Below are 25695 nucleotides of genomic sequence, written 5' to 3'. Positions count from 1 at the left end.
TTAACATCAATATTCATGCCACCTGACTTGTTTGTAATTCAGGTAGTCCTTGTAGTAGTTTACTTCCATCAAATTCACACTGCTTCGTGCCAATGGCGAATAAGACACGTATCAACTTACCGCACAAAGCGATCAGAGATTGTTGCTTTTTCAAAGGACGATCGGGACGCGTGGTGTAATAATGATGCAATGTCTTGAACGTCGAATTATGTGCTACCAGTGGGCGCACAGCTAAATAGATCGCTCTTCTCAATCGCTTGCGTCCACGCTTGTCTATTCGTGTTTGCCCTTTGAATTTACCCGAGCTGTGTTCTTTTAAGGATAGACCAGCCATACTTACAATTTGCTGGGGATGACTGTAGTTGGAGAGGTCTCCGACCTCGGCGAAAAACGTGGCCACTGTCGTGGGACCAATGCCTTTAATAGCCATCATTTCTTTAGCTCCAGGTAGATCTGTTATAAGTGTTTCGATCTCTTTATCCAATGACACAAGTTGTTGGTTGTACAATTCATATTGATCAAGCAGAGTCTGTAATTCCTGCCTGGCAAAGCGCAAACCTATCTGAACACCAATGCTTTTCTGGGCAGCTTGGACAAGCTGATTGGCACGTTTGATGCCCACACCACTTTTAACGACTGTTTTCCACGTTGAAAGCACGTCTTCAGGGGTCATATCCTGAATATCAGATGGAAATGGGAATTCACGCAGTGTACAAATAGCTGTCTTACCATTCCAGTCATTAAACACATCATCAAACTCCGGAAAATACCGTTGTATGGCGTTTTGGATGCGTCCTTCGACAATCATCAGCTGTTTGGTGAGTTGATCTCGTAATTTAATCCCTTCCCTTAACTCGGCATAAACACCGTCAAGAAGGTTCGGTACAGAGTATCGACCATCCTTAACCATCTGTGCAATAACACGTGCGTCTTTCGTATCATTTTTTGTGGGCGAATTGTCGTCCAGCTCTTTGCTTTTTTTAACATGCATCGGGTTAACTAACACAAAGTCATAACCTTTGGCGTTCAGGTAGTAGGCTAGACTCTTCCAAAAGTGGCCAGTCGGTTCAACGCCAAACATGACATGTGTCTTTTGGTTTTTCTCTTGAAGCCTAGCTACCCAATCAAGCAGCTTTTGATAACCGTGTATTCGATTTTCAAAGATCAATCGTTTGCCAAATTCAATACCTCGATAATCTTGTGCGCGAGCTACGTGTTTGTCTTTTGCGATGTCAATCCCCACGATCAATGTGGATTCTGTGATTTGCGCGATTTTGTGATTTTGGTTATAATTCATTGCGAGTCCTCCTTGGTATTTATTTAATTCGGGGTCATGATCATGACACCCTGTACTATACCAAGAGGGCTCTTTTCTGTTCAAACCTCAAATTTCTTCATTACAGGAATGCTCCTTAATGTAACGCTGCGGGGTCTTCGGACTCGTGCTGTTCCCGCAGGAGTCGATTTCCCTCCGCTCCAATCACTTTATGTTATTAAGTGGCTTGGACGGTTTTACTCACATAAGAGTTAGAGAATAACCTCTCATATCTAGCTCGGGGAAAACGCGGAGACTCCTGCGGGATGCAAATCCTCGGTGAGACCCCGGAGGTCGTTAGACCGAGGAGGCTCAGCAGCGCCCGCTGGACGCGGAGTGTTTTCCCCGAGCGGTTGCCAGTGGCAGTCATAAAATCCCAAATTAGATCTAACTAGTTAGTTCGCAGTTTACTTATACTGTGCCTTAGTATATGGTAACGAATTTGTACGAAAACGGCTTAAATCTAAGAGAGTGTTTGTATAGTGGTATTCATTCTCTCATGAGCTTGTTTTTGCTTAAATTCAGGTTTTTTTGCTCTTGGTAATGTATTATGAAATCCATTAAAATAAAACGGATACTTAAAAAGGAGTGATCTGAAGAGATATGATGAAGAAGCAGCATTTCATAGGATTTATTATGATCTTAGTTTTGTCGATGTTATTGGTGGCATGTGGTGGTAACAATGACAACACTGACAATCAATCATCGGCAGAAAATAATGGGGACCAAGAGGCAACCAACGAAAACAATGAAGGGCCCGAACTTGGAAAGAAGGAGCTGACCATCCCGTACGTTGCCTGGGCACGTGAAACGGTTGTAAGTTATTTACTGGGAGAAGTACTGGAAGATATAGGCTATGACGTAGATGTTAAGCAGGTCGAAACAGGACCAATGTGGGCAAGTGTTGCGGATGGCTCTGCTGACTTCACAGCATCAGCGTGGCTGCCTGAAAGCCAAAAAGCCTATTGGGACAAATACAAGGACGAGGTTGAGGAAGTCAATCAAACCCTCGATGAGGCGCCACTTGCATTGACAGTTCCAACTTATATGGAAGACGTGAATTCAGTAGAAGACTTAAAAGGCAATGAAGAACTTGGTGAACAAGTTGATTGGACCATTACCGGAATCGATGCAGGTGCAGGGATCATGTCATTGACAGAGCAGGCTCTGGAAGATTATGAACTTGATAACTGGGAACTATTAACAAGTTCTGAAGCTGCGATGATCACCGAACTGCAAACGGCTATGGATAAGAAAGAACCTATAGTTGTCACATTATGGAAACCCCACTGGACATTCGGTGTTATGGACTTGAAAATGCTTGAAGACCCTAAAGGCACATACGGTGGAGATGGGGGTCACATTAGCATCGTTGCTAACGATGAAATGAAAGAGTATGCTCCGGCAGCTTATCAACTCATCACACAATATACGGAAACCTACGACATGATTGAGGAACTCATGCCCAAGGTCTTTGCCGATGACGAAGATCCGGAAAAAGTGGCACGTGAATTTATCGATAACAATCCAGAACTCGTTGAAGAATGGACACGAGGGATTACAGCTGAGTAGGTTTTACTAAAACAGCTTCCCTAGATTTAATAGGGGAGCTACTTTAAATATTTTAACATCAATGGAGAACTAACGAGGAATCAATTGGTCAACAGAATGAAATGGGCTTTATAACAATTCCAAAAAAGGTATACCAGTAGTTAAGAGGTTTAAACGAAAAAACCGGGCATTTGCCCGGTTTTTATTTAAGACCTACTTCTTCTTAAATTTATGCGCCCATACCACTATCTCAGGGTCCCATACAGCGCTTTGGTGAATGGATGTTAGGGCTTCCTTATATTGTTCGAGGCTACTGTAGCCTTCCTCTTTGACATCCTCTTCTGTGACGTCTTTAAGTTTTTGGGGATAGACATCTTCTATAACGAAAGCCTGTCCTTTTAACACCAGCTCATCCCTGGATCAGCATAACGATCATTACGTCGTTCGGACGTTTTTTCACCGTTGATAATCATGTTGATGTGCTCTTCTTTTGAGACAAGTTTGTTGATGTCATATTTTTCAGGCCAGTCCTGCTTGTTTTCGTAAACCATTATAACCTCTCCTTTTGCATGATTGATTTGGTCAACAACGCTTATGGCGTTTGTTTATTCTTATAATACCTTGTAAATATGAACGGGGTATGAATGGAAATTAACAATTATCCCTCCCATAAGTAACATAGCCTAAAACAGCAGACATTAATCTTGTTTGCTTGAATGAGAATACGTCGATCTCTATACTGGTATATTATAACACTTTGTTAAAATATAAAGATAATGAAAGGATGGTAAAGCTATGAAAGCAATTGTGATGGAAGAATACGGTGATAAGGATGTACTCAATTATACAGATATCAAAGAGCCGGAACTAAAGGCAAATGATGTTTTGATTGAAATTAAAGCAACGTCGGTTAATCCAGTGGACTGGCAGATCCGGGCTGGCTATTTACAGCAGGCGATACCATATGAATTCCCTTTGATTATTGGCTGGGATGCCGCGGGCGTTGTGAAGAAGGTTGGATCGGATGTGACTAAGTTCTCTGTTGGTGATGAGGTGTTTTCCAGTCCGGACATGATGCGGAACGGGACATACGCTGAATATGTCGCTGTGGATGTATTTCGCAAGTGAAAAGTGAGCCATTTCGCAATTTAATTTTGAGCCACTTTGTTTCCACTCATTTTGATCCAAGCTTCTGTTTCCTTCATTCGGTAAGAAGGCCCTATCATGTTTACGACATGAGATTTATGTGTAAGACGATCGGTTAACGCAGCCGTCAATACCGGGTCATGAAACATGTCTTGCCATTTCGTAAATGGCAGGTTGCTGGTGATAATTGTTGATTTCCTACCTGCCCGTAGCGAGAGGTGAGAAAACAGTAACTCCGCACCTTCCTTGTCGAAAGAAATGTAACCTAATTCATCCAGGATAACAACGTCATATTTCCCAAACTTCAACTCAAATGAGCGCAAGGTTCTTTCTGAACGATGTTCCTTTAGCTGGTTTATCAAGGAAGGGACCGTAGCGTAGAATACCCGGTATCCTGCCAAGCATGCTTCCATTCCAAGCCCAATCGCAATATGGGTCTTCCCCGTGCCCGATGAACCTGTCAGAATGACATTTTGCCCTTCCTCTATGAAATCCAGTGTTTTTAAATGAGGTAATTTTTGACTGGCTTGTTCCGGTAATTCTTCTACTCTCAATTCCTCCAATAGCTTCTTCTGTGGGAAATTAGCCGTACGGATACGATTTTGCTTTGCCCGCACCTGCCGGTCGGCTTTTTCTTGTTCAAGCACTTGAAGTAACACTTCAAATGCTTGAGCTGGTTGTTCCAAAGCTTCATTCTGAACGATTTTTCGTATGCTTGGTAAGCGCAAATCTTTACATAGATCAATAATTCGTTGTTGTTTATCCATTGGTCACTGCTCCTTATCCGACTTGATTAAACATGTCTGCGTATGCCTCCATGTTGCTCACAGACTGATTCATGGTTTCATCTCCACCGGAGAACGCTTTGGTCGTAGACGTGGATTGTCCGCAAATAAACAGGATGCTGTCCGTCGTGACGAGATCAAATCGGATGGCACTTAGTTCTTCTACGGCTTCAAGGACCCGTTTCAGATTATTGTTTTCTTTCACGTAAAGAAGCAGCTCTATGAATTCTTTCTCTTTTCCTATATAATAATTGTTGTAGATATCTTTTATTTGGGTTGGTGCCTGTCTCAAACATTCACTTTGGGATATGGCACCTTTTTTCTTTTGGAAGGTACTCAGATAGTGATAAATATTCATTTGCCATTCATGCACACCCCATTTTCGTTGATGCTCAGCTACAAGCTCTCCATCAATAAACAACTTAATATACGTGGCACCGGCCTTTGCCTTGATGTATTTCCCAACGTGCCCCTCCGGCACAGAATAATGATTTTGCTTAATCATCACTGTGCTATATTTATTCACCTGACATTCAACCAACTCCGCGCTATCAAATGGTGCCATAACAGCAGGTCTTGCGACTTTCTTTTCATCTTCCAATAGCGTTATATGCTTTACTTGATGTTCATGATGATACCGTTCATTGATCTTTTTAAGTGTACAGGAGAGGTGATCTTCCGCCTCTTGTAAACTCGTAAATGAATAGATTGCTGAGAATGCTTTTCTCCGTATAAACTCTACACTCCGTTCCACATGTCCTTTCTCATTGCCTTTCCGTGGCTCACACAAACGAATTTTAAACTGATAGTAATTGGAAAGATTAATCATGCTATCTGTGACCGTTTTCTCTGTCCCTACAAAAGATTTTACAACGGTCCGCATGTTATCATAGGTAAAGACCTTAGGAATAAAACCGATATGATGAATGAACTCCGAATGAACATCCAGTACACAAACCTGAGACTCAGATTGATAAATCTTCGCGAAGCGATAATTGCTGTGAGCTAATGTGAAAACTGCTAATGAATAACTTTTGATTTCTCCATCAATCTCAAGCTTAATTTCGCCCCAATCAAATTCCGCCTCATAACCAGGTACACAATTCCGCCGGATAAACACCTCCCTTGATTTAGCCACTTCTTTATTAACAAAGTTTCGCACCGTTGTGTAACTAATGGCGTGTCCGGCATCCAACAACGCCTCATGCATATCTATCATTTTCATTTGCTGCTTGGCCATGTAGTGGTTTCTCTTCCATTCATTTTCCTTTATATAGCCGCGCAAAATTCGCTTTATATCATCTGTTAATACTCTCTTTTTACCAATCCGCTTTTTATATGCAGGCGCCTTTACAATATTCTCAGCTATTGGAAGATCCCTTACATCTTCCTTTCTGCTCTTCTCATAATCGTCAATGTAACTTTTCACCGTATTTCTAGATTTTCCCGTTTGTTCGGCAATCTTTCTCTGACTTACTCCTTCCAAGTATGATTTTATTATTTTTTGTTTTTCCATCAATGTGATCACTCCGAGTTCAACCCCTGATATTTCATTAGGGGTATATTTTCTATTAGAGTGGCTCAATTTTCAACTGCGATGGTGGCTCACTTTTAAGTTACCATATACATGTGGATGAAAATATGGTTGCGAAAAAGCCAAGCAATCTATCGTTTGAAGAAGCCGCTTCAGGGCCGCTCGTCGGGTTAACCGCCTGGACAAGCTTGATAGATATTACTGATATTAAAGAAGGCGAAAGGGTATTAATTCAAGCAGGAGCAGGCGGTGTCGGAAGTTTCGCCATTCAGTTGGCAAAAGCATATGGCTGCTGGGTTGCAACTACCGGGAGCGGCAAAAACGTAGACTTCCTTAAGGAGCTTGGAGCAGATCAAGTGATCAATTATGAGGAAGAAGCTTTTGAAGATGTACTTTCACCGGTGGACGTTGTTCTTGATACACTAGGCGGGGAAGTTCAAGACCGGAGTTTCAAAGTCCTTAAAGAAGGCGGGCGTCTCGCTTCCACAACAACGGCTCCAGATGACCAATTGGCTGAAAAATATAATGTAAAAACATATCAGGTTTCTATGGGGAGAGACGGAAAAGTCTTGGCGAAAATCGCTGACTTGTTTGAACAGGAAAAGATTAAACCGGTTGTAGAAAAAGTTCTGGAGTTGTCTGAAGTGCAGGAAGGTCATCGGATTAGTGAAACGGGCCACGCAAAAGGCAAAATTGTATTGAAAGTTCAAGATTGAAGACAACTTTTAGGGCAAGAGGCTTTTTTGGTGCTTTTGTCCTAAATTATTGGATTTATACATACTTTTGTAGATTTTTTTGGTCAAGTGCCATATGATGGTAATTGAACAAAAAACAGAGGGAGATTTGACATGAAGAAAATTTTTTGGGGTTTTTTATTTTTACTTATTGTTGCAGCAGGCTGTTCGAGTGAAGAACAGGATAATCTGGTGAGCTATTTTAATGATGACATCCAGCCGCTTGCACCACAGGAAGAGGAAGTTGTTGCAGAGTATGAGAGTGTCACAGGGCCTAATTTTACAGATGATCAGACACTATATGATGCATTGACAGAATCGATTGTGCCGAAATACGAAGACCTTGTTAAAAAGGCTGAAGCAATTGAAATTGACGACGAGGAAATTGCTGAGGTGCATGACATTTATCTGACCGCGGCTAATAACCAGCTTGAGGGCTTCCATTCGATTGTTGAAGCATTGGAAAAACAGGATCCCTCAATGATTGAAGGGGCTAATCAGGTTTTAACTGAAGGGTTTCAGGGGATGCAAGAATACCAAACAGCTCTCCAAGATTTAGCCGATGAACGCAATGTGGAAATTGAAGAAGCAGAATAAATTTTAAACGAAATAAGGCTTCCTGTTCAAATGGGAAGCTTTATTTTTTATTAAGGAATTTTGGGAATACGAATTGTTAAGAAAGGGTAAGTCTTTATTGAGGATTCTCTAAGAAGAAGAGGAGGATGAGTGTTATGGATGGGAAGGAAACAGCTTGGGAGAGCTTAATGTCTATCTTGGAAAAAGGAATCACCGAGGCGAACGATGCCATGTGGGGAACGATTCTGATTGTTGTATTACTCGGTTTGGGGCTCTGGTTTACGGTGAAGACAGATTTTGTTCAGTTTCGTTTATTTCCAGAAATGTTCCGTGTTCTTTTTGATAAGAGGTCCATTTCGGCAGCTGGGAAAAAAGGAACGTCTTCGTTTCAGGCATTTGCGATCAGTGCAGCTTCCCGCGTTGGTACGGGGAATATGGCGGGTGTTGCCTCTGCGATTGCAGTAGGTGGGCCGGGCGCTGTGTTCTGGATGTGGCTTATTGCAATGCTTGGTTCGGCTACAGCTTTTGTGGAAAGTACTCTGGCACAAGTGTATAAGGTGCCTGAAAAGAACCAATATCGTGGAGGACCAGCTTATTATATTGAAAAAGGCTTGAATATGCGCTGGCTTGGGATTGTTTTTGCGGTAACAATTGCCTTTACATACGGCCTGGTGTTTAATTCAGTACAATCCAATACGATCAGTCTGGCTTTTGGAGGACAATTTGACTTCAGTAAAGGCTGGATGGCGGTTGTGTTAACGATTTTGACGGCTATTGTTATTTTTGGCGGTCTAAAGAGTATTGCACAGGTAGCCCAATACGTGGTCCCAGTGATGGCTGTGTTGTATATTGCGTTAGCCGTATATATTTTAGCGATTAATCTTGATGTGGTGCCTGATATGATTTCCATTATATTTGCTAATGCGTTTGGTTTTAGAGAAGTTGTGAGCGGCGGGTTTGGCGCTGCGATCATGATGGGAATTAAACGGGGCTTGTTCTCAAACGAAGCAGGTATGGGTAGTGCCCCCAATGCGGCTGCCACGGCTGAGGTTACACATCCGGCTAAACAGGGATTAATTCAAGCATTGGGTGTGTTTTTTGATACAATTCTTATTTGTAGTGCAACAGGATTTATATTAATTTCGGCAGGTGGCTATGCAGACAGCAAAGCAGACGGCATTCAGCTGACACAAAAAGCATTTGAATTCCATATGGGAGATTGGGCAGCGATATTTATTGCGATTGCCATATTTTTCTTTGCTTATAGTTCAATCCTTGGCAACTATTATTACGGCGAAAATAATATCGGTTATATTAAAAATAGTAAATGGGGTTTGTTTATTTACAGACTTGCTGTGCTTGCGATGGTCGTATTTGGGTCTATTGCAACGTTTGATCTTGTCTGGGCGTTGGCAGATCTGACTATGGGGATTATGGCGCTGATCAACCTGTATGCGATCACCCGACTGTTTAAAATAGCCAAAAGGGTCTTGGATGACTATGTGGAGCAACGCAAAGCTGGAAAGGATCCAACATTCTACAAGGACACTTTAGATAATCAAAACGGCATCGAATTCTGGGATCGAGAACAAACCACAGAAAAAGAATCTTAAAAAAGTAAGGGGGCCAGCCTCCCAGGTCTTATGACCCTGGGGGCTGGCCCTTTTGCGTTACTTTTTCTTGAGTACGCCTAAAAGAAGGGCGGTTATGATGGATCCGATAACAACGGCAAGCAAGTACAGCAACCATCCACCTTGGACGAGGGGGAAGACAAAAATACCGCCATGTGGTGCTTGAAGACCAATGTTAAACATCATGGACAAACCACCAGCTGCTGCAGAACCAACCATAAGAGATGGAATCACTCGAAGCGGATCTGCTGCAGCGAACGGGATTGCCCCTTCAGTAATAAAGGAGAGTCCCATAATGTAATTGACTTTCCCTGCTTCTCGTTGTTGCTGGTTGAACTTGTTAGGGAAGAGGGTGGTAGCAATGGCAATTCCAAGTGGAGGAACCATACCAGCGGCCATGATCGCAGCCATTGGTTCATAAACTCCGCTTGCAATCAATCCGGTGCCAAACAGATAAGCTGCTTTGTTAACAGGTCCACCCATATCGAATGCCATCATCAGACCGAGTACAATTCCGAGAAATACGGCGTTTCCTGTACCCAAACCTGTCAGCCAGTCGGAAATGGCCGTATTCAGCATTGTAAAAGGTTTATTGACTACGAAAAACATCAGAAATCCAGTAATGGCAATACCAAATAAAGGATAAAGTAAAATGGTTTTAATCCCTTCAAGTGAGGAGGGCAACCCGGCAAGAACTTTTTTCAAACCGACGACAATATAACCACCGAGAAAACCCGCAACAATACCGCCAAGGAAACCAGCCCCGCTTGTTGAGGCCATCAGTCCCCCGACCATACCAGCCGCAAAGCCGGGACGATCAGCAATACTCATGGCAATAAACCCAGCAAGCACAGGGATCATAAGAGCAAAGGCATTGCCGCCGCCAATCGTGTTCAAAGCTTCTGCAATAACGTTATAGGATGCATCATCTGGATTGTGCGCATTGATGCCAAACAGAAAACCAAGAGCAATAAGAATACCGCCGCCAATGACAAACGGGAGCATATTAGAAACACCGCTCATCAAATGTTTGTATATTGTGGCCCCAATCCCGCGACCTTGTTCATTGTTTTCCTCACTTTGGGATTGGGAACTGCCTTTAGCCTGATAAACTTTACCTTGCTGTTTCAAGGCTCTCTGTATCAAGTCATCAGATTTTGAAATCCCGTCAGCAACTGGTACTTCTATGACAGTCTTGCCACTGAATCGATCCATTGCTACATTTGTATCTGCAGCAATAATGACAGCTATTGCCTGTTCAATATCTTCTTGAGTTAATATGTTTTTGGCACCACCAGAACCATTTGTCTCAACTTTAATATCAATGCCTTTTTCTTGGGCAGTGGTCTTCAATGAATCGGCTGCCATATATGTGTGCGCAATACCTGTCGGACAGGCCGTTACGGCAACAATAAATGGTTTGTCTCCGGCGGTAGCTGACGTCTCAGCTTCTTCTTCAGCATCATCATTTTCATCATGCAAATCAATGATTGCTAGGACCTCATCTTCAGTAGAAGCTTCCATAAAAGCTTTCCGTACTTCCGGTTTCATCAACATGCCAGATAATCTGGCAAGTGCCTGCAAATGTGTATCGTTCGCGCCTTCTGGAGCTGCAATCATGAAAAAGAGGTGAGAAGGCTGCCCATCAAGAGCTTCATATTCAATACCCTCAATCGAACGACCAAATGCGATCGCAGGCTCTTTAACTGCTTTTGTTTTGGCGTGTGGTATGGCAATGCCATCGCCAATCCCGGTCGTACTTTGACTTTCGCGGTTAAGAATTTGCTTTTTGAATTCATGGGTGTCAGAAAGTTTTCCGGCTCTGTCCAGTACATGAATCAATTGGTCAATGGTGTCTTCTTTGTAAGTGCTTGTGAGATTCAATTGGATAAGGTCTCTTGACAACAATTCCGTAATTTTCATAATGAGTCTCCTCTCGAAACAGGTTTGATATCAGATAATAAGCTGTGAATCATTTTTTCAGTGGCTAAACCGTTGGAAAAAGCTGTGGCACTTCCTGCAGCAACACTTAACTTGAACGCTTCATATGTGGAATGAGACGCATGGTATCCTGCAATAAAGCCTGCTACCATGGAATCGCCAGCACCGACTGAACCGACAATATTTCCCCTCGGAGCTGAGGTGATGAACGTCTTGTCTTTGCTGATCAGAACTGCGCCGTTTCCTGCAAGTGAAACAAGAACATGCTGGGCCCCATCTTGGATCAGTTTTCTTCCATATGGAATTGCCTCTTCTGCAGTTGTGACTTTAGTATCAAAAAGTTCACCGAGTTCGTGGTGATTGGGCTTAATTAAAAATGGTTTGTATGGAAGAACACGTTTCAGCAAATCTCCTTCAGCATCAACCACAAATGGCGTGCCCTGCTCATAACAGATACCTGCCAGCTGCTCATACGTTGTGTCGGGTAAAGTTGAAGGAATACTGCCGGATAGGATCAACATATCATTCGTTGTGAGTTTCTTAATCTGGTCTGTCAGCGCTTGGTATTTTTCTTGTGAGCAGGTAGGTCCTTTGGCGTTCAGTTCTGTTTCTTCCTGAGCTTTAATTTTGACATTAATGCGTGTGTCTTCCTCGACTTGTATGAAATCCGTTCGAATGTCTTTCTTGTGCAGAAGCTGGCACAGGCGGTCCCCGGTAAAGCCACCAATTAAGCCAAGTGTCACGCTGTCAATACCAAGTGTCTTTAAAACCTGGGAGACGTTAATTCCTTTGCCACCGGGAAATTTAAAAGTTTTATCAACCCGGTTTAATCTGCCTGTCTGAAGGTCATCCAACTGTAAAATATAATCCAGTGACGGATTGAGTGTAAGGGTGTAGATCATGACATCACTGCCTTTATATGAATTTGATCAGGGTAGAGAGATCTTGTTTCTGACGCCAATTGATCAGTAATGATCGTTGCTGCATCGAGATTGGCTATTTTTGAGAATGTGATCTCGGAGAACTTCGATTCGTCAGCGAGTACATAAGCTTCACGTGAAAGCGACATGGCAAGATGCTTAACCTGTGATTCTTCTTGGTCTGGAGTTGTAAGTCCAGAATCCGGATGAATACCATTGACCCCCATGAAGCACTTATCAAATCGATAGTTGTGCAAGCTTTCCAATGCGCCTCGACCAATTAAAGCGTTTGTTTTAGATTTTGCATACCCACCAGTAATGTATGTTGGGATTTCGTGCTCCAGCAAGGCTTGAATATGCATCAAACCATTGGTGACCACAACGATGTCCTTGGGAAGCTGATCAATCATTTCATAAACGGTCGACCCCGCATCGAGGAATATACTGTCACCTGGTTTAACAAGTTGAACAGCATAGCTCGCAATAAGTTGTTTATTATGACGGTTTTTGGAGGATTTTTCGGTCATGCTGGCTTCCTGCAATTTCCCTTGAAGTCGAGCAGCACCCCCATGGATGCGTTTGAGGTGTTTTTTATTTTCAAGATGTGTGAGATCACGTCGTATAGTTGACTCAGAAGCATTCGTTAAATCCACTAACTCTTGTAATTTCACCACCTGTTTGTTGTCTAAGCTGTCAATAATCAGCTGATGTCGTTCAGATTCCAGCAACCTGTTAAACCTCCTTTAAACGCTTTCAATATGATTCTATAAACAGTATACAACCATAAACGATCAAAATCAATCATAAGCACCCAAAAAACAATCTAGAAATGAAAAGGTATTATAAGTCTCTCTCTGTATTGCCTCAACTCCTCTTAAGTATTACTATTAAAGGAGATTGTCATGCGGAAGAGTGGTGGAATTGATGTTTAAGATTATGCTGATTGAAGATGATGAAACATTATTTCAGGAAGTGAAGGAAAGATTGTCCCAATGGACCTATGAAGTCTTAGGTGTTGCCGATTTTGGCCGTGTTCTTGAGTCGTTTACATCGATCAAACCAGACTTGGTGGTTATCGATATTCAACTGCCGAAATTTGACGGATTTCATTGGTGCCGATTGATCCGGTCACATTCTAATGTCCCAATCATTTTCCTGTCGTCACGGGATCATCCGACAGATATGGTGATGTCCATGCAACTTGGAGCAGATGATTTTATCCAAAAGCCTTTTCACTTTGACGTTTTGATCGCAAAGATTCAAGCCACTTTAAGACGTGTTTATAATTACAATGTGGATACACAGCTTGACCTGAAGACATGGAATGGTGCAACAGTAGACTTTCTAAAGGGAACTGTATCCAGTACGCAGGGTGTCGTTGACCTAACAAAAAATGAAATGTACATATTAAAAGTATTGATAGAACGCAAGAATGAAATTGTCACAAGAGAGGACCTGATCACAAGTCTCTGGGATGATGAGCGGTTTGTGAGTGATAATACATTAACGGTCAATGTGAACCGTTTGCGAAAGAAACTGGGTGAGATCGGGCTCGGTGAGACAATTGAAACGAAAGTCGGGCAGGGATATGTTGCCAGGGAAGAGGAAAGCCTATGATTAAAACATACCTAAAAGAACGGAAAAGCTGGATCATGTTTGTGATCTTCTCACAGATGCTCATGATCCTTATTGGTTATCTCGACAGAAGTATACCGCTGAACGCCATCTTGTACACAGTTTTCCTGGTTTCTCTGTTTTTTCTTGTGTTTGTTGTTGTCAGGTATTTTAAAGAAACGCGCTTTTATAAAGCAGTAAAAGACCAAGATCAGATGCCGCTCAACCAATCCCCATTTGAACATATCATCTCTGAAGCGATGAATCAGCAGAATGATCAGCACAATCGTGAGCTGAGCATTTTGTCGACAGATGTTGAAGGAGAAAGGGAGGATATGCTCAGTTGGATTCATGAGGTCAAAACCCCTCTAACCACCATGCAGCTGATGATTGACCGCGTTGAGGATGCTGCCTTGAGGTCACAACTTATGTATGAATGGCTGCGTATCCACCTGTTGTTGGACCGCCAATTGCATCAAAAGCGCATCCCGTTCATCAGTAATGATCTATTCATAGAAGAAACGGAATTGGAGCCAGTGTTGTTTGAAGAAATAAAAGCTCTGAAACCGTGGTGCATGCAAAAGGGTACTGGGTTTGAAGTCGATTTACAGATAACTTATGCTTTGACCGATCCTAAGTGGTTTGCGTTTATCATACGTCAATTGCTGACCAATGCTGTAAAGTACAGTGAAAAAACAGATGTATTAATCAAAAGTGACACTAAGGATGAGCAGCGCATACTGGTGATCCAAGACTTCGGCAGAGGCATCGGTAAACAAGATCTTCCGCGAATATTTGACCGTGGATTCACAAATACAACCGCACACTATGATGAACGGGCAACTGGTATGGGGCTCTACCTGGCTAAGCAAGCAGCAGATGCGTTGCATATTGACATCCATGTAACATCCAAACTGATGGAAGGCACCCGGTTTACATTAACATTTCCAAATAAAAATGACTTTGTCGATATAACAGGCATGTGACGATATTGTCACATGCCTGTTCGTGATTGTAAGGTAAAGCGAAGGCAAGAAAAAATGAATGTGGGTATGATAAAAGCAGAAGGAGTGAGTGAGATATGGCTATTCTTGAAGCAGCTAAAATTTATAAAACATACGGGAACAAATTTAATAAACAAGAAGTGCTTCACGCACTTGACTTGCAGGTTCAGGAAGGTGAATTTCTGACCATTATGGGAGCATCCGGATCCGGCAAAACAACCCTTCTAAATGTGCTATCCTCCATTGACCGGGTGAGTCAAGGAGAGATCACAGTAAAAGGAAAAGACATCAGCTGCATGAAAGATAGGGAACTTGCTGAATTTCGCAAGCATCATTTGGGGTTTATTTTTCAGGAATATAATTTATTGGACACATTAACGGTAAAGGAAAATATTCTGCTTCCTTTATCTATAAAAAAAGCATCCAAAAAAGAAGCAAATAAAGCATTCGATGCGGTGGCTAAGGATTTGGGAATTCAGGATATTGCCAGTAAATATCCAAATGAAATTTCCGGAGGGCAAAAGCAGCGGACATCAGCGGCACGTGCATTTGTTCACAATCCAAGCATCATATTTGCTGATGAACCAACAGGTGCTCTTGATTCCAAGGCAGCGTCTGATCTACTAAACAAATTGAGCGATCTGAATGACAAGCACGAGGCATCGATTGTCATGGTGACGCACGACCCTCTTGCAGCAAGTTTTAGTGAACGTGTTGTTTTTATCAAAGACGGACAAATCTATTCACAGCTATACAAAGGTGATCAGACACGCCAGGAATTCTTCAAAGACATCATTCAGACTCAGGGCGTGTTAGGCGGGGTTCAATATGAACATTAAACAACTGATTTATCGCAACTTGAAGAAAAATATTCAGCATTATTTTCTGTATATATTTGCCCTGATTTTCAGTGTGGCACTCTATTTTGCCTTTGTAACTTTGCAATACGACCCTGCAATGGATGATGCGGCTGGAACAGTCAGAGGTGCAGCGGGCTTAAAAGCAGCATCGGTTTTGCTCATTGCAATTGTTTCAGTTTTTCTTCTTTACGCTAATACACTGTTTATTAAACGTCGAGGAAAAGAGATCGGATTGTTCCAGTTGATCGGCATGACAAAAGGTGCGATCTTTAGGATTCTGAGTGTCGAAAACATTATATTATACTTCGGCTCTGTTGTAATTGGCGTGTTTCTGGGTTTTTCAGTGTCAAAACTGTTAATGATGATGTTATTCAGGCTTACAGGTGTGGAAGATGTGGCCTCGCTTCATTTCTCACCAGAAGCTTTAGTCCAGACAGTACTTGTTTTTACAGTGATTTATGTGCTGCTCATGATCATGAATGCTGTGTTTATTAAACGGCAAACCATTTTAGCCTTGTTTCGAGTGACATCTACTGCCCAGCTGAAGATTAAGCGTATGTCAATATGGCAAGCCGTTATCGGTATCTTGGGGATTGCCATGATTTTATTTGGGTATTATCTATCGTCGAAATTGTTCAGCAGTGACGTACTGGGCACTCAGTTGTTCCTGGTTATGATTACCATACTTTTCTCAACCATTCTGGGGACATATTTCTTTTATAAAGGGTCGGTCAGCTTTATTTTCAATCTTCTCCGTAAGCGTAAGGGCGGGTATTTGAACGTTAATGATGTGTTGTCACTTTCATCAATCATGTTCCGCATGAAGTCCAATTCATTTTTATTAACCGTCATAACGACTGCGTCAGCGCTTGCGATCGGGTTGTTGTCGCTCAGTTATATTTCTTATTACTCTGCGGAAAAGACGGCCGAGGAGAATATTCCTGATGATTTTGGCATTCCGAATCCGGTGAGTGCAGAGGAGGCTCCGCAACCGGATATGTTTATGAAAGCTTTGGATGAAGCAGGAATCGAATATACGTCACATCATCTGGATTTACAGCAAAGTATGGCAAACCTCTCGGATGTTATTGCATTGTCGGGCGATGAAGATGCTTCAACATCAATGTTCAATTCCGAGGAAACGCCTATGATCGTCATCAGTGATGAGGGGATTGAGGAACTTGACGCAGAAGAGTCTGAAGTGTGGTTTGTAAACAAGGCTGAAATCTTGGATAAAATCATCCGTTTCAAAGACCAAGGAGAACTCAGTCTGTCAGGTGAGAGTACTACTCATGACCTTGAGTTTAAAGGGTTTAAAGATATAAATATTCTGCCAGCACGGCTAAACGGCGCTTTTCCCGTTGCTGTTGTCGACCAATTGATTTATGAACAGCTTGCGGCTGACACAAATCCAGATATCAGCAGTGAGTTTTCCAAGTATACAGGCGTGAACATTAAAGATAACCGTCATATAGAACAAGCAGATGAGATGTTCCATGATATGGGTTTTGCCAAATGGGCTGGCTATGAATCACAATATGCGGCAATACAAGACCAAAAAATGAATGTCGGTCTGACAATGTTCATTGTCGGTTTTCTGGGTCTTGCTTTTCTGATCACTTCCGGCTGTATTCTCTACTTTAAACAAATGGATGAAAGTGAAGATGAAAAGCCGAACTACACGATTCTTAGAAAACTTGGCTTTACACAGGCGGATTTGATTAAAGGGATTTCTATTAAACAAATTTTTAACTTCGGTATTCCGCTGATCATTGGGTTAAGCCACAGTTACTTTGCAGTCAAATCTGGTTGGTTTTTCTTCGGAACAGAAATGGTGACGCCTATGATCATTGTCATGCTGATCTATACAGGGTTGTATTCCATCTTCGGTATGTTATCGGTCCTTTATTACAAACGTGTGATTAGAGAGGCGTTATAGAAATAGCATTAAGGCAGGGCATCCCTATATGTAGGTGCCCTGTTTTAAAATGCTCTTTTTTAAGATCTTAAATTCATAGCTTAAGTAAACTGCGAACTAACCTATGACTGCCTCGTGCAGCCGCTCGGGGGAAACACTGCGCTTTCCGCGGGCGCTGCTGAGCCTCCTCGGTCTGCCGACCTCCGGGGTCTCACCGAGGCTTTGCATCCCGCAGGAGTCTCCGTGTTTCCCCCGAGCTAGGTGTGGAATGCTCACCTTCTTTCTCTTGCGTAAGCAGAACGGTTGGAGGTGTGAATGCGCATATAGGAGCTGGGATCACTTATAAAAGGAAATAAATGCTCATAAGCAAGCCGTGGTTACGCATAAATCGGAATTAATATGCATAAGTGGACCTAGTACTAACTGCTAAAGAAGTGTTTACGTTCTTACTTGAATTTTGAGCAGAACCGTCCAAACACCACTTTAACATATAGTGATTGGAGCGGAGGGAAGTCGACTCCTGCAGGAACAGCACGAGTCCGAAGACCCCACAGCGAGCGGTTTTTGCGAGCGAGGAGGCTGAGGCCGTGCCCGCGGAAAGCGACTTCCCGCAGCGCAAATCACGATTCTCTTATTGTGGTGGTTAGTTGCCAGAAGCAGTCATTCAAGTTTTGATTGGTTCGCAGTTTGTGTCTACTATTCATTAGGGTTTATAACTGTGTTAATTTATGTTGTTTTTTCTTATGCCCCCATGAGATAATATTGGTTCATATTTTGGATGGATGCGGGGGATTCAGGGTGAAAGCGAAGTTTGCGTTTATTATTGTGATGTTATTGTTCGGGAGCATCGGATTGTTTGTAAAAAACATTAATCTTTTATCTAGTGAAATTGCGCTCTTCAGAGGTGTGATTGGCAGCGTGTTTCTAATCGGAGCCAGTTTTCTGGTAAAACAGAGATTTAACTTTAAAACAAGTAAACAAAATCTGGTGCTTTTGCTTACATCCGGAACGGCATTGGGGTTCAACTGGATTTTTCTGTTTGAAGCCTACCAGTATACGACGGTTTCCAATGCAACGCTCAGTTATTATTTTGCGCCGGTCTTTGTCATGGTGCTGGCTCCCTTCTTATTAAAAGAAAATTGGACATGGAAGAAGGGGCTCAGTATTGTGGTTGCGCTCCTCGGTCTGTTTTTGGTCGTACAGCCTGATTCGGGGATGGGCTCCGAAGCCTTAAATCATCCGATCGGTATTGGTTACGGCTTGTTGGCAGCGGGCTTTTACGCAAGTGTAATTTTAATGAATAAGTTTCTTAAAGGGTTGTCGGATTTTGAAACGACTGTCATGCAACTGTCCATTGCTTCGTTGGTCCTGTTGCCCTATGTAGTTTTTACAGAAACAATGAACTATTCCGGACTTGATACGCAGTCGCTCGTGTTGGTCTCAATTCTCGGAGTCATTCACACGGGTGTTGCATATCTATTGTATTTTCCCGCCTTGCAGAAACTTGATGGACAAACGATTGGCATCTATAGCTATATAGACCCGATTTCGGCGGTGCTTATGGCAGCCATTATATTGAGTGAAAGTATGAGTGTGCTGCAAATTGTTGGAGGGATTTGCATTCTAGGATCCACGTTCTTAAGGGAAGTGACTGGTCATAAAGATGAAGTGGAACTATAATATACAGAGCAAACTTGAACGAGGAGATGAAGCAAATGGCAAAGTTTTACGGTGTCCGTGCAGGAAGGGAAACGGGTGTCTTTACAAGCTGGCCGACGTGTCAGAAACAGGTAACAGGGTTTAAAGGGGCCCAGTTTAAAAGTTTTCCTACACGAGAAGAGGCGGAAGCGTATGTTAATGGGGGAAAAACCAAAACATCGGAAACCAACCATGGGGGTCTGGATGTGTTTGTTGATGGCAGTTATACAGATGGCCGCTACAGCTGGGCATTTGCGGTGTATGATCAAGGTTCATTGATACACAGTGATGCAGGTGTTGGTACAAACAAAGAGGCGTCTTCGATGAATAATGTTGCAGGTGAATTGGCTGCAGCGATGCGGGCGGCAAAGTGGGCAAAAGATAGCGGTAAAATAATTGTCATTCATCATGATTATCAAGGCATTTCCAGCTGGGTTGATGGTTCATGGCGGGCCAAAAACCATATGACCCAAGCTTATCAAACATTTATGAAAGACTACACGTCTTTTGTTTCGTTTAATAAAGTTGCCGGTCATACTGGAATTGAAGGCAATGAGCTGGCCGACCAACTTGCAAGAGAAGCGTTAGGCATTTAAACTAAAAGACGGGCTGAGCGTACAGACTGTCTTTTGTTTTTCATAGATCTTAAACGGTGAATAAGTATTGAATGAAAAAAAGCTGACTTACTCATGGAGTCAGCTTTTTTTATCTGGCTTCTATTTTTGTGGTCTTTGGCGTGACAGGTCGCGTTTATTTTTCCAGATGCGGTCTTGATTCGATGGTTCCGGAAAAGATTCTCCTGCCTTAAGTTCAACTTGTTCTGGGAATTCAACATTACTCCCGGTTTCCCCAACTTCAATATAAATGCCGTTATTGGGCGCTTTGTCACCTTCACGAAATTCTGTTTGTTCACCCAACTGCAACGCCTCCTTTAATAATCGTTATGAGTAGTATGCCAAGCAGCCCATCCTTCATTCATATGCGGAAAGGACTTGACTTTACAAGGCGTATCTGTGATAATTGTCTTAATCAAATAAGGTACCTTTAATTCAGTCCTGTGAGGCTGACAAGGACAGCGGATATGGTAACAGAACGCCGTGTATGGTTGTGTTCATGCATGTATTTCTGTGAGCCAGCAGGTTTCTTGTCATTTGCGACGGGAAGCCTGTTTTTTTATGCTTGCCATTCGCTCTTGGTCCGGTACCGAAAACCAGGAGGAATCACCATGAAAAAAATGGATACAGAATTTGCGTTATCAGCAGTACCGGCATCGCATCGCAGCGGATTTGGAAAAATGCTCGTCGTTATGCTTGGGTTAACGTTTTTCTCAGCGAGCATGTGGTCAGGGGGCGAACTTGGCCAAGGGTTAACGTTTATGCAATTTATGGGAATTGTGCTTATCGGAAATTTAATATTAGGCGCATATACGGGAGCACTTGCTTATATGGCATCCAAGACAGGGCTGTCGACGCATCTGCTTGCTCGTTATGCTTTTGGTGAAAAAGGGTCTTACTTATCATCCTTTATGCTTGCTTTTACACAAATTGGGTGGTTCGGTGTAGGAACAGCAATGTTTGCTGTGCCGGTAGCCAAGATGACAGACATCAATGTGTATGTACTGATTGCGATTGCAGGGGTGCTCATGACATTTACAGCTTTTTTCGGAATGAAAGCACTGGCAATCATCAGTTTTGTAGCCGTACCGCTGATCACTGTTCTAGGCAGTGTTTCAGTTTTTAAGGCAACTGAAACACTCGGCGGCATGGAAGGTCTGATGGGATATGAACCAACTGAGGCAATCGGATTGGCTGCGGCGCTTACGATTTGTATCGGGTCGTTTATCAGTGCCGGTACATTAACACCAGACTTCACACGCTTTGCCCGGAAAAAGCGTTCAGCTGTTATCGCAACTGTTGGCGCATTCTTCATCGGGAACACGCTGATGTTTTTGTTCGGGGCTGTCGGTTCGATTGCAACTGGGTTTGCTGACATTTCAGAAGTGATGTTCACGCAAAAATTAATTTTACCTGCTATTATTGTTCTTGGACTGAACATCTGGACCACAAATGACAACGCCCTGTATGCATCCGGACTCGGCTTGTCCAACATTACAAAAATTTCAAAGCATAAGGTTGTTATTTTCAACGGCATTATTGGTACAATTGCTGCTATGTGGCTGTACAACAACTTTGTAGGGTTCTTAACAGTCCTGGGTTCAGCATTGCCGCCTATTGGTGCGATCATTCTTGCTGACTTCTTCATTTTAAACCGTGGAAGTTACCGAGCATTCAGTGATATGCGTTTCAAAGCGGTTAATTGGATTGCACTTGTTGCATGGGGAGCAGGGATTGCATCTGCATTATTCCTGCCAGGTATTCCGACAATTAATGCATTGTTGGGCGCAGGCGCTGTCCACGTAGGTGTTACGAAACTCGTTGCTGTTCTCAGCACGAAAGAATTTGCTTTAACTCAAACAGAAAAGGTGAGTCAATAAATGAAAATCATGAATGCTGCTTTACGCGGAAAAACTGGGTTATGGAACATTGAAACTGAAAATGGGAAAATCACAGCAATAAAAGAAGCTGACAGTCAAACGGTTGATGGTGAAAATGTGCTTGATGTAAAGGGTTCTTTGGTACTGGCCCCCTTCATTGAGCCTCATATTCATCTTGATACAACGCTGACAGCAGGGGAGCCTAAATGGAACCAGAGCGGCACATTATTCGAAGGCATTGAACGGTGGGGTGAACGAAAAGCATCACTCACACATGAAGATGTGAAACTGCGCGCAAAAAAAGCTCTCACTTGGCAAATCGCGCAGGGCATCCAGCACGTCCGGACTCATGTTGATGTAACAGATCCAAAGCTCACAGCGTTGAGGGCCATGCTTGAGGTTAAACAAGAAGTCGCACCGTATTTGGACTTACAGATCGTTGCTTTTCCGCAAGAAGGTATTTTATCGTATCCAAATGGGAAAGAACTTCTGGAGGAGGCTTTGAAACTTGGAGCCGATGTGGTCGGAGGCATCCCGCATTTTGAATTCACCCGCGAATATGGTGTCAAGTCGATGGAAATTGCATTTGACCTTGCAGAGAAATATGACAAGTTGATTGATATTCATTGTGACGAGATAGATGATGAGCAATCCCGATTTGTTGAAATTGTGGCAAAGGAAGCATTTGAACGCGGACTCGGCTCAAAAGTGACTGCCAGCCATACAACCGCTATGGGGTCATACAATGATGCCTATACTTACAAATTGTTTCGTTTGCTGGGGATGTCTGAAATTAACTTTGTGGCAAACCCGTTGGTCAACATCCACTTGCAGGGTCGGTTTGACACCTATCCGAAACGGCGCGGTCTGACGCGTGTAAAGGAGTTGCTTGAAGCAGGCATGAACGTAAGCTTTGGACATGATGACATCTTTGACCCATGGTATCCACTTGGCACAGGCAACATGCTTCAAGTTCTTCACATGGGAATTCATGCATCTCAATTAATGGGTTACGAACAAATCGTTAATTCAATTGATCTAATTACTTCCAACAGCGCCAAAACAATGCATATTGAAGACGAATATGGAATTGAAACAGGGAAGCCTGCTAACATGATTGTGCTGAATGCGGAAAATGAGTATGAAGCCATCAGAAAGCAAGCAATCGTTACCCATTCAATTCGGGAAGGTACCATCATTGCAGAAACAAAGCCAGCTCAAACAACAGTGACACTTGAAACTGAAGAAAAAATCGATTTCTCAAGATAAAAAGAAATAATAACCCACACAAAAGAGGACAGGCAAACCGCCGTCCTCTTTTTTACATACTCAAAAAGACACCTGATATCATTAATTAAGACGTAATTTAAGTAAACTGCGAAGTAACTAGGCAGAATTTATGACTGCTTCATGCGGCCGCTCGGGGGAAACACTGCGCTTTGATACGCTCCCATTAGAGTAGACAGTTAAAGAATAAAAAACAACTACTCTAAGGGAGGCATACATCTTGGGACATCCACATTATTCTGCCGAGTTCAAGTGGAAGGTTGTACAAGAATATAAAAAAGAGGGGCGCATCTTGGCCAAGATGACCCGCAAATATGGAGTACATCGAAATAGTGTTAAAAGATGGACTGAAATTGTAGATAAAGAGGGAAAAGCCGGGCTCAAGCATCGCCCCCATGAGAAAGCTTATTCTAAAAAGATAAAGCAGGCAGCTATTGATGACTATCGCTCCGGGGGCTATTCTCTGCGAGAAATAACGAAGAAATACAACATTTCAAGTCCATCGGTTTTAAGAAAGTGGTTAAAAGATTACAATCGTCATAGAGACTTATTAGAGCGTTTAAGGGAGGAAAAGGTTTCTATGGCGACAAAAGGACGAAAAACCACTAAAAACGAGCGTTTGCAAATTGTTGAAGAGGTACTTAAAAACAACAGGGATTATAACCTTATAGCGACCACCTTTGGGGTGTCGTATCAACAAGTATATAGATGGGTTCAAGAGTTTGAAAAAGGTGGATTCGATGCTCTTGAAGATCGTCGTGGTAAACCAAAACCTGAGACGGCGTTAACGACCGAAGAGAAACTGAAGCGTCAATTACGAGACAAAGAAAAGGAAAATGAACGCCTGCAGGCGAGGGTTGATTTCTTAAAAAAGTCGAGGAGCTTGGAAAGGGGAGATTCGCAACAATAACGCGTGTGCGGCATGAAAAGGATTATCGTGCCATTGAATGCCTAAAAGGGAACTATTCGATTGAATTATTGTGTGAAGTTGCGGGTGTCGGTAGGAGTGCTTATTATAAATGGCGAAACCGAGAAGACACGCCTGAAGACACTTTTAACAAAGAGCTGTTGGAAGAGATTCAGGAGCTCTATCAAGAACACGATAAAACACTCGGCTACCGGCGCATGGCGCTATTCATAAATCGAAGACATGAAGAGAATAGAGGAGATCGGGTAGTCAATGAAAAACGCATTTACCGTTTAATGGGTTTTCTGGATATCGAAGCCGTTATACGGCGAAAAAGAAAAGTGTATACGCCTTCGACAGCTGCGCATACGGCTGAGAACCTCTTAGATCGTGATTTTACCGCCTCCAAGCCAAATGAAAAGTGGTTAACAGATGTAACGGAGTTTAAGTATGGTGAAGATAAAAAAGCCTATTTAAGTGCTATTCTCGACTTGTATGATAACCGTATTGTTCGATACACCGTCACCCGAGCTAACAATAATGAATTGGCATTTGACACCATCAATAGAGCAATCGAAAGCTTGGATGATCAAGAACGCCCTTTATTGCATACTGACAGGGGTGTGCAGTACACATCTTACGGCTATAAGCGCATCCTAGAAAAAGCGGAACTGCGTCATAGTATGTCACGACCAGGCAAATGTATTGATAATGGGCCAATGGAAGGTTTCTGGGGCACAATAAAATCTGAAAAGTATTACCTTCAAGCATGGAGAAACGCCTCATTCAATGACCTTTCTAAAGCTATCGATAAATATATTCATTACTATAATAACGAACGTTTTCAATTAGCACTAGGTGGGCTAACACCTTTCGAGAAAACCAAAGTGTTTTCCCACCTGAACTGATACAATTTTATTTTTACGCTGTCTACTTGACAGGGTGCGGTCCACTTTCCGCGGGCGCTGCTGAGCCTCGGGCCCACAGGATGTGGGTCATGACGGCGTTGCGACAGGACGTCGCGGTTTTAGCCTTCCTTCCCCTATATCGCGCTTGCGGGGTTTCACCGAGGCTTGTCCTCCTGCTGGAGTCTCCGTGTTTCCCCCGAGCTTGGTTAGATAAATGCCCCAGATGAATATATGTGTAGAACCGTCCAAGCCGGTTCATAACATAAAGTGATTGGAGCGGAGGGAAGTCGATTCCTGCGGGAACAGCACGAGTCCGAAGACCCCGCAACGGAAATCACTTTATGTTAATTGAATGCTTGGACGGTGCTGTTCAAAAAACAAGTAAGAACGTAAATACTTCTTCAGCAGTTAGTATTAGGTCCACTTATGCATATTAAATCCGATTTATGTGCAACCACGGCTTACTTATATGCATTTATTTCCATTTATGAATGATTTCAGTTCCTATATGCGCTTCAACCTTTCCGCCCAATAAAGCAAGAAGATGAACACCACTCACCTAGCTCGGGGAAAACGCGGAGACTCCAGCAGGAACAAAAGCCTGGATGAGACCCCGGAGCGCGCAGCGCGAGGAGGCTCATCAGCGCCCACAGGACGCGGAGTGTTTTCCCCGAGCGGTTGCCAGGGGCAGTCATTTCAGGCTTTCTTTGGTTCGTAGTTTGTGTCTACTGTTCATTTGAGCAATTTGTGATTACCGTACTAATGAGCGGGAAAGCCCATTCCTTCAGGTGTGGGATGAGAGCGAATATATTAAGACATGATCTTAAAAATAAAAGGTTCAAAACAATTAAAACAAAACTGGAACATATGTT

The 25695-nt window shown here is 42.8% G+C and carries 24 protein-coding genes; 15 read left to right on the top strand and 9 right to left on the bottom strand.

What is annotated here, in order from left to right:
- Positions 1-13: 13 nt before the first annotated feature.
- Positions 14-1297, bottom strand: coding sequence for an IS110 family transposase (locus JNUCC1_RS01130; protein ID WP_156643628.1), 1284 nt, complete (start codon positions 1295-1297; stop codon positions 14-16).
- A 621-nt stretch (positions 1298-1918) separates the two neighbouring features.
- Here JNUCC1_RS01130 and JNUCC1_RS01125 point away from each other — a divergent pair.
- Entirely contained in the window at positions 1919-2887 is a 969-nt protein-coding gene (locus JNUCC1_RS01125) for a glycine betaine ABC transporter substrate-binding protein (RefSeq protein WP_231746933.1), read from the top strand.
- A 192-nt stretch (positions 2888-3079) separates the two neighbouring features.
- Here JNUCC1_RS01125 and JNUCC1_RS01120 read toward each other — a convergent pair whose 3' ends face one another.
- Positions 3080-3271, bottom strand: a complete 192-nt coding sequence (locus tag JNUCC1_RS01120) for a hypothetical protein (protein ID WP_156643627.1) — start codon at positions 3269-3271, stop codon at positions 3080-3082.
- Positions 3265-3417 (bottom strand): hypothetical protein, encoded by a 153-nt coding sequence (locus JNUCC1_RS01115; protein WP_156643626.1) that lies wholly within the window; start codon positions 3415-3417, stop codon positions 3265-3267. Before JNUCC1_RS01115 ends, JNUCC1_RS01120 begins: the two co-directional genes overlap by 7 nt.
- A gap of 244 nt (positions 3418-3661) precedes the next feature.
- On the opposite strand from JNUCC1_RS01115, the gene JNUCC1_RS01110 reads away from it, so the two are divergent.
- Positions 3662-3994 (top strand): alcohol dehydrogenase catalytic domain-containing protein, encoded by a 333-nt coding sequence (locus JNUCC1_RS01110; RefSeq protein WP_156643625.1) that lies wholly within the window; start codon positions 3662-3664, stop codon positions 3992-3994.
- A gap of 20 nt (positions 3995-4014) precedes the next feature.
- Here JNUCC1_RS01110 and istB read toward each other — a convergent pair whose 3' ends face one another.
- Together istB and istA are read right to left on the bottom strand one after the other, a co-directional pair.
- Positions 4015-4779 carry an IS21-like element helper ATPase IstB gene (gene istB / locus JNUCC1_RS01105; protein WP_156643624.1) on the bottom strand — a complete coding sequence of 255 codons (765 nt, stop codon included), beginning with the start codon at positions 4777-4779 and terminating at the stop codon, positions 4015-4017.
- A 13-nt stretch (positions 4780-4792) separates the two neighbouring features.
- The gene (gene istA, locus JNUCC1_RS01100) at positions 4793-6316 is read right to left on the bottom strand and encodes an IS21 family transposase (protein WP_231746932.1); all 1524 of its coding nucleotides are present in this window, start codon (positions 6314-6316) and stop codon (positions 4793-4795) included.
- Positions 6317-6426: 110 nt separating this feature from the next.
- Here istA and JNUCC1_RS01095 point away from each other — a divergent pair, with 110 nt between their 5' ends.
- The 3 genes from JNUCC1_RS01095 (at position 6427) to JNUCC1_RS01085 (ending at position 9254) form a co-directional block, all read left to right on the top strand.
- On the top strand, positions 6427-7047 hold the full coding sequence (locus tag JNUCC1_RS01095) for an NADP-dependent oxidoreductase (protein ID WP_197431590.1): 621 nt from the start codon (positions 6427-6429) through the stop codon (positions 7045-7047).
- 132 nt (positions 7048-7179) lie between these two features.
- Entirely contained in the window at positions 7180-7662 is a 483-nt protein-coding gene (locus tag JNUCC1_RS01090; RefSeq protein ID WP_156643622.1) for a hypothetical protein, read from the top strand.
- Positions 7663-7829: 167 nt separating this feature from the next.
- A complete protein-coding gene (locus JNUCC1_RS01085) occupies positions 7830-9254 on the top strand; it encodes an alanine/glycine:cation symporter family protein (RefSeq protein ID WP_156645333.1) in 1425 nt (474 codons plus the stop codon).
- Between the two features lie 57 nt (positions 9255-9311).
- On the opposite strand, the gene JNUCC1_RS01080 is transcribed toward JNUCC1_RS01085, so the two are convergent.
- From JNUCC1_RS01080 to JNUCC1_RS01070, 3 genes are read right to left on the bottom strand one after another with little or no spacing between them, the layout of a single operon-like run.
- Positions 9312-11195, bottom strand: coding sequence for a PTS fructose transporter subunit IIABC (locus tag JNUCC1_RS01080; protein WP_156643621.1), 1884 nt, complete (start codon positions 11193-11195; stop codon positions 9312-9314).
- Positions 11192-12115, bottom strand: a complete 924-nt coding sequence (pfkB, locus tag JNUCC1_RS01075; RefSeq protein WP_156643620.1) for a 1-phosphofructokinase — start codon at positions 12113-12115, stop codon at positions 11192-11194. Before pfkB ends, JNUCC1_RS01080 begins: the two co-directional genes overlap by 4 nt.
- Entirely contained in the window at positions 12112-12861 is a 750-nt protein-coding gene (locus JNUCC1_RS01070) for a DeoR/GlpR family DNA-binding transcription regulator (RefSeq protein WP_156643619.1), read from the bottom strand. The genes pfkB and JNUCC1_RS01070 overlap by 4 nt, the downstream gene beginning before the upstream one ends.
- A 196-nt stretch (positions 12862-13057) precedes the next feature.
- Between JNUCC1_RS01070 and JNUCC1_RS01065 the strand changes: the two genes are divergently transcribed.
- From JNUCC1_RS01065 to JNUCC1_RS01040, 6 genes are all read left to right on the top strand, one after another.
- The gene (locus JNUCC1_RS01065; RefSeq protein ID WP_156645332.1) at positions 13058-13750 is read left to right on the top strand and encodes a response regulator transcription factor; all 693 of its coding nucleotides are present in this window, start codon (positions 13058-13060) and stop codon (positions 13748-13750) included.
- Positions 13747-14733, top strand: a complete 987-nt coding sequence (locus tag JNUCC1_RS01060; RefSeq protein ID WP_156643618.1) for a sensor histidine kinase — start codon at positions 13747-13749, stop codon at positions 14731-14733. The genes JNUCC1_RS01065 and JNUCC1_RS01060 overlap by 4 nt, the downstream gene beginning before the upstream one ends.
- 95 nt (positions 14734-14828) lie before the next feature.
- Positions 14829-15590, top strand: a complete 762-nt coding sequence (locus tag JNUCC1_RS01055; protein WP_156643617.1) for an ABC transporter ATP-binding protein — start codon at positions 14829-14831, stop codon at positions 15588-15590.
- Positions 15580-17550 carry an FtsX-like permease family protein gene (locus tag JNUCC1_RS01050; protein WP_156643616.1) on the top strand — a complete coding sequence of 657 codons (1971 nt, stop codon included), beginning with the start codon at positions 15580-15582 and terminating at the stop codon, positions 17548-17550. Before JNUCC1_RS01055 ends, JNUCC1_RS01050 begins: the two co-directional genes overlap by 11 nt.
- A gap of 777 nt (positions 17551-18327) precedes the next feature.
- Positions 18328-19209: a DMT family transporter gene (locus tag JNUCC1_RS01045; RefSeq protein WP_331713544.1), complete on the top strand. Its 882-nt coding sequence runs from the start codon at positions 18328-18330 to the stop codon at positions 19207-19209.
- Between the two features lie 35 nt (positions 19210-19244).
- A complete protein-coding gene (locus JNUCC1_RS01040) occupies positions 19245-19823 on the top strand; it encodes a ribonuclease H1 domain-containing protein (RefSeq protein ID WP_231746931.1) in 579 nt (192 codons plus the stop codon).
- A gap of 120 nt (positions 19824-19943) precedes the next feature.
- On the opposite strand, the gene JNUCC1_RS01035 is transcribed toward JNUCC1_RS01040, so the two are convergent.
- Complete coding sequence (locus JNUCC1_RS01035) at positions 19944-20144, bottom strand: YjzC family protein (protein ID WP_156643614.1); 201 nt, start codon at positions 20142-20144, stop codon at positions 19944-19946.
- Positions 20145-20452: 308 nt separating this feature from the next.
- Between JNUCC1_RS01035 and codB the strand changes: the two genes are divergently transcribed.
- The 4 genes from codB (at position 20453) to JNUCC1_RS01015 (ending at position 24823) form a co-directional block, all read left to right on the top strand.
- Positions 20453-21721 (top strand): cytosine permease, encoded by a 1269-nt coding sequence (gene codB, locus JNUCC1_RS01030; RefSeq protein ID WP_156643613.1) that lies wholly within the window; start codon positions 20453-20455, stop codon positions 21719-21721.
- Positions 21722-22990: a cytosine deaminase gene (locus JNUCC1_RS01025; protein ID WP_156643612.1), complete on the top strand. Its 1269-nt coding sequence runs from the start codon at positions 21722-21724 to the stop codon at positions 22988-22990.
- 238 nt (positions 22991-23228) lie between these two features.
- The gene (locus JNUCC1_RS01020) at positions 23229-23918 is read left to right on the top strand and encodes a helix-turn-helix domain-containing protein (RefSeq protein WP_156643611.1); all 690 of its coding nucleotides are present in this window, start codon (positions 23229-23231) and stop codon (positions 23916-23918) included.
- A 5-nt stretch (positions 23919-23923) separates the two neighbouring features.
- Positions 23924-24823, top strand: a complete 900-nt coding sequence (locus JNUCC1_RS01015; RefSeq protein WP_156643610.1) for an IS3 family transposase — start codon at positions 23924-23926, stop codon at positions 24821-24823.
- Positions 24824-25695: the final 872 nt, after the last annotated feature.

Origin of the sequence: Lentibacillus sp. JNUCC-1 (assembly GCF_009741735.1) — a bacterium.
Lineage (GTDB): Bacteria > Bacillota > Bacilli > Bacillales > Amphibacillaceae > Lentibacillus_B.
This window is presented reverse-complemented; position numbering and strand designations above follow the sequence as displayed.